Origin of the sequence: Epilithonimonas bovis DSM 19482, assembly GCF_900108115.1 — a bacterium.
GTDB lineage: Bacteria > Bacteroidota > Bacteroidia > Flavobacteriales > Weeksellaceae > Epilithonimonas > Epilithonimonas bovis.
The window spans coordinates 1-4,808 of the sequence record NZ_FTPU01000070.1 but is presented as its reverse complement, the minus strand read 5'-3'; the positions used below and the strand labels follow the sequence as shown (position 1 = coordinate 4,808).

Below are 4,808 nucleotides of genomic sequence, written 5' to 3'. Positions count from 1 at the left end.
TTGAGTGCCACAAGTTCCAAATCAGACATTTTTGGAAGCCTAATTTGCTTACTTGTAGTAATATATTTACAGGTGTTTGTCAATTCTTTTAAAATAATTTTGTAGTTTTGAATAAGATTGTTCATGTATTTAATGACTTGGTAATCAATTAAATATACGATTTTTTAATCAAATGGACAATCTTTTTTCTTTTTTAATTCCTAAATGCACAACAGGTAAATTTAATAAATTGTATAATGAATCATATCAATTGATGAATCAGATTATTGGATTCAGAAATCAACTAAAAGATTAAAATATGATCAATTTTGTAAACTTCCATCTTCCATCAACCAACTTCTATCTACTATGAAAACAATTTTACGATATCTTGTTTCCATTATATTCATCGCTTCCGGATTTGTGAAAGCGGTTGACCTTAAGGGATTTTCTTTCAAGCTCGAAGAATATTTTTCACCAGTGGTTTTTAATTTGCCATTTTTAGAAAAATATGCTCTGGCATTTTCCATCGTTGTTGTACTGCTGGAGCTGGTTCTCGGTTTTATGCTGTTGATGAAAATCAAGCTGAAACAGACTATTTATGCATTGATTCTCCTTTGTATTTTCTTCGGATTCTTGACATTTTATTCTGCCTATTACAATGTGGTAACAGACTGCGGATGTTTTGGTGATGCCATCAAGTTTACGCCTTGGCAATCCTTCTGGAAAGATATTACGCTTCTAGTTTTGTTACTGATTTTAGCAGTTATCTACAGAAAAAGGGAAGAGAGTAGTGCTGTAAGATTCGGTAAACTGCCGCTGTTGGGCGTTTTTATCCTCATCATGTTTTTTGTAATGTACAGAGGAATTGCACATGAGCCGATGATCGATTTTCGGGCTTATGCTATCGGAACCAATTTGGCGGCAGAAAAGCAGAAAATTGACAAAAATCCTTCCGAATACAAAACATTTTACTCACTCAAAAATCTTAAAACAGGTGAAGTCAAAAAAGTAAATCAGGACGATTACATTAATAAAGAATACTGGAAAGATACCAACTGGCAAATCGAAGAAGGAAAAACAACTTCCGAAATCGTAAAAAAAGGCTATGAATCCGAAATTACCAAATTCAAGATAGAAGACGTTAACGGTAATAATTTCACAGATGCTATCCTTAGTGAACCAAGGGTTGTTTTGGTTTTTACCTATAAACCAAAAGATGCAGATCCCGAGCTGGTTGCCAAAACCGAAACCAAAGCGCTGACGGAGAAAGCCAAAGTTTATGGTGTCAGCACACAACCGGACTTTTATAAACAGATCCCTAATTTTCAAATGGATGAGGTGGCAATCAAAACTATTGCGAGAAGCAATCCTTTTGTTCTGGTTTTAGAAAAAGGAAAAATCATAGAGAAATTAAGCGCTAAAGATTATTTAGAAAAAGAATAAATATATAATGAGAAAATCAAATAAACCCATTGCAGGCTATCATTTGCTGATGATTTTATCTGCTGTAGATGGTATCATCAAACCAGAAGAAGGTATCAAAATCCAGGAGTACATGGCAGAAGAATTCCCTTTTCGTCTCAATTTGGATAACGAGCTGGAAACCATTCTTCAGTTAAAAGCCGACGACTGGCAAAATCATTTTGAGTTCCATGCAAAATGCTTTGAGGAAGATTCTACGGAGAAAGAACGAAAAGATTTCATCCAATTCGCAAAATCACTCATCAAAGCTGATAATAAGGTAAGCGATGATGAACACAAATTTTATAAACTGTTAAAAAATATCTGGAAATTAAACTAAAGAAGACATGAGAAAGAACATTGTTGCAGGCAACTGGAAAATGAACAAAACTTATGCTGAAGCTCAGGAACTGATGGCTCAGCTTTTAGAATACAAAAGAAATAACACCACAAACTGCGAGGTTTACATCGCTCCGCCGGCCTTGTATCTTACCAAAGCTGTAGAGATCTTTGTGAACGGAGAAGTAGGCGTTTTTGCGCAGGACGTGTCAGAATATGCCAGTGGCGCTTACACAGGCGAGATTTCCGTAGATATGTTAAAGTCCGTAGAAGCAGACGGCAGTTTGGTTTCCCATTCAGAAAGAAGGACTTTCCATGGCGAGACAGACAGCCATGCCAACAGAAAAGTAAAAGCATTGTTGGATAAAGGCCTTACGCCGATCTATTGCAACGGGGAAAAGTTGGAAGAGAGAAAAGCGGGAAGACATTTTGAAGTGGTAAAAAACCAGACCGAAACAGCACTTTTCACCTTGTCAGCAGACGAGATCAAGAAAGTGGTTATTGCTTACGAGCCGGTTTGGGCTATCGGAACCGGCGAAACTGCGACAGCAGAGCAGGCTCAGGAAGTTCACGCCTACATCAGAAGCCTCATTGCGGACAAATATGGTAAAGAAGTTGCCGACGAAGTATCGATCCTTTACGGAGGAAGTGTGAAGCCGGACAATGCCAAAGAGATTTTCTCCCAGCCAGATGTTGACGGCGGTTTGATAGGCGGTGCAGCTCTTAAAATTGAGGATTTCACCAAGATTATAGAAGGCTTTAACGCATAGAAGCATTTGGGCGTGTCCCTTTGTTTTGCCAGGCTAACTTAGCCAGGCAAAACAAGCGGGCCGGTCTTCGGGCAGTCGCTGTTTTGTTGATGATGCGAGGAACAAGATATAAACTGAATTAGCAACAAAACGAGCTCCAACAATGCCCTTCGCCCTCACGCGTGACCAGATTGTAATGAGTCGCGAGAAAAGAAATTTTTGTCCCTTTCTGAATTTTATAACCAATGAAAATAGAACATTTAGGAATAGCAGTAAAGTCTCTATCGGATTCTGATGATTTGTTTGCCCGTCTCTTGGGACAATCAAATTATAAGAAAGAATCTGTAGAAAGAGAAGGCGTTACCACATCTTTTTACAAAGCAGGAGAGAGCAAGATAGAACTTTTGGAAGCTACTAACGCAGAAAGTCCCATTGCAAAATTCCTCGATAAAAAGGGAGAAGGGATCCATCACATCGCATTTGGCGTAGAAAATATCCAAACAGAAATCGAAAGATTAAAAAAAGAAGGATTTATTTTCATCTCAGAAGAACCGAAAGAAGGTGCTGATAATAAATTAGTTGTCTTCCTGCACCCGAAATCTACCAATGGTGTATTGGTAGAATTGTGTCAAGAAAAACAGTAAAAAGTTTTGTAGAGTAAGAAATTTTGTTATTTTTGCACACACAAAATTTAATCAAGTTTTGAGGTCCTATAGCTCAGTTGGTTAGAGCACCTGACTCATAATCAGGTGGTCCCTGGTTCGAACCCAGGTGGGACCACTACCTGCAAAACCGCTCCCACAAAGGTTTTGCAGGTTTTTTATTAGCTTCTAGATTTTGGTAGCAAACGTTACAAGTAACATTATAAGTAACATTAAGTTTGCAATCAATGAAAACACAACGTCAGCGAAATTCGCTAAAACCTCTCAGAAACAACTGTAGTAGGACTAATGTCTTTATCAGTCCAAAAGATTATAAATCATTTAGAAGTAAATCAGATCTTCAAAAAGACTGGTTTGTTGAATGCCGTTTTTATGATCCGGCTTTTAAAGAAAAGTATCCTAAAGGATTTCAATTTCGTAGAAGGCCACAAAAACAAACAACTTTAGTTGCCCAGAAAAAAATTATTCAACATTACGTTCAACTTATGGAGAAGGAATTGGATATAAATCATTTTAATCCTATTTCACAAACCTATATGTCTGACTTATCAGGTACTTTAAATCCTAATATGGATTTTAAATCTGCACTAGATGCTGCCCGCGTTAAACTAAAAGGTTCTGATAAGCATTTAGCCGAAGTCCGAATAGCTGTGTCTAGATTTATAAAAAGCGTGGATGCCCTTAATTACTCCTATCTAAGCATAAATGAAATTAAAATATGGCATATTAAAAATACATTAGATCATTGCGATTTGACTGATAGCTATTACAACAAATTTAGACAGTATCTTAAAGATATTTTTAAGGAATTAGTTGAAAGAGGTTGCATTGATCATAATCCAGTCAGAGATATTTCTAAGAGAAAAATAGTAGCTAAAATCAGGAGTTTGATACCTGAGGAAAAATTATTTTTTGTAGATAAGTTTTTAGAAGAAAAACACTACAATTTTTATAGATATAAGGAGATTTTTTATCGATCAGCTTCAAGAAGTAGTGAATTACTACGTTTACAGAGAAAACATGTGTTCTTAGAAAAACAGGAGTATATAATTCAAATTCAGAAAGGTAAAACTTATAAATGGGTTGTAAAACCTATTAATATAGAGGCCTTAGAATACTGGAAAGAAATTGTTGATTTATGTAAATCAGATGAAGATTATTTATTTTCTAAGAATTTAGAACCTGGTAAATTAAAAATATCTCCACGTCAAATTACTATTCGCTGGAAGAGACATGTTAAAGATACTTCAAATATTAAGGATGAAAATGGCAAAGTTATTAGTATAACAGAAGATTTTTATGGTTTCAAATATCTGTATTTAGACAAATTAGATGCTATACAACAAGGGGTATCCGATATTCCACACGATTTTAATTTAGCACAAAAGGCAGCTGCTCATACTAATGTGAAAACAACTAATATATACACTGTCGGAAAAGAAAAACGAATAACAGACATTTTAAAAAGAATTAAAGTTGGATAACTAATCAACACTTTTAAAAACCCCATCATTCATTGATGGGTTTTTTTGTTGGTATTTTAAATTATCACTACCACGTTAATAAAGTAGTAGGTTCGCATCCGTTACCACGTTAAAATAGAATTAGGTTCACA

General features: G+C 35.6%; 5 protein-coding genes, 1 tRNA gene and 1 pseudogene. 6 read left to right on the top strand and 1 reads right to left on the bottom strand.

The genetic code is table 11. The features are described 5' to 3' along the window. Positions 1-125: pseudogene (locus B0B05_RS17350) on the bottom strand (IS982 family transposase); the annotation flags it as partial. 223 nt (positions 126-348) lie between these two features. On the opposite strand from B0B05_RS17350, the gene B0B05_RS15905 reads away from it, so the two are divergent. From B0B05_RS15905 to B0B05_RS16355, 6 genes are all read left to right on the top strand, one after another. Further along, positions 349-1,425 carry a BT_3928 family protein gene (locus tag B0B05_RS15905; RefSeq protein WP_076784556.1) on the top strand — a complete coding sequence of 359 codons (1,077 nt, stop codon included), beginning with the start codon at positions 349-351 and terminating at the stop codon, positions 1,423-1,425. A gap of 7 nt (positions 1,426-1,432) precedes the next feature. After that, positions 1,433-1,783 carry a tellurite resistance TerB family protein gene (locus tag B0B05_RS15900; protein ID WP_076784555.1) on the top strand — a complete coding sequence of 117 codons (351 nt, stop codon included), beginning with the start codon at positions 1,433-1,435 and terminating at the stop codon, positions 1,781-1,783. A gap of 7 nt (positions 1,784-1,790) precedes the next feature. After that, complete coding sequence (gene tpiA / locus B0B05_RS15895; protein WP_076784553.1) at positions 1,791-2,552, top strand: triose-phosphate isomerase; 762 nt, start codon at positions 1,791-1,793, stop codon at positions 2,550-2,552. Positions 2,553-2,776: 224 nt separating this feature from the next. Further along, a complete protein-coding gene (gene mce, locus B0B05_RS15890) occupies positions 2,777-3,175 on the top strand; it encodes a methylmalonyl-CoA epimerase (protein WP_076784552.1) in 399 nt (132 codons plus the stop codon). A gap of 62 nt (positions 3,176-3,237) precedes the next feature. Next, positions 3,238-3,311: transfer RNA gene (locus tag B0B05_RS15885), tRNA-Ile, on the top strand. A 109-nt stretch (positions 3,312-3,420) separates the two neighbouring features. Beyond that, positions 3,421-4,677 (top strand): tyrosine-type recombinase/integrase, encoded by a 1,257-nt coding sequence (locus tag B0B05_RS16355; RefSeq protein WP_084174016.1) that lies wholly within the window; start codon positions 3,421-3,423, stop codon positions 4,675-4,677. The last annotated feature ends 131 nt before the right edge of the window (positions 4,678-4,808 follow it).

Bases quoted from the DNA above. Each gene is read 5' to 3' on its own strand.
- mce (WP_076784552.1), top strand. From the start codon at position 2,777: ATGAAAATAGAACATTTAGGAATAGCAGTAAAGTCTCTATCGGATTCT.
- B0B05_RS15900 (WP_076784555.1), top strand. From the start codon at position 1,433: ATGAGAAAATCAAATAAACCCATTGCAGGCTATCATTTGCTGATGATT.
- tpiA (WP_076784553.1), top strand. From the start codon at position 1,791: ATGAGAAAGAACATTGTTGCAGGCAACTGGAAAATGAACAAAACTTAT.
- B0B05_RS16355 (WP_084174016.1), top strand. From the start codon at position 3,421: ATGAAAACACAACGTCAGCGAAATTCGCTAAAACCTCTCAGAAACAAC.
- B0B05_RS15905 (WP_076784556.1), top strand. From the start codon at position 349: ATGAAAACAATTTTACGATATCTTGTTTCCATTATATTCATCGCTTCC.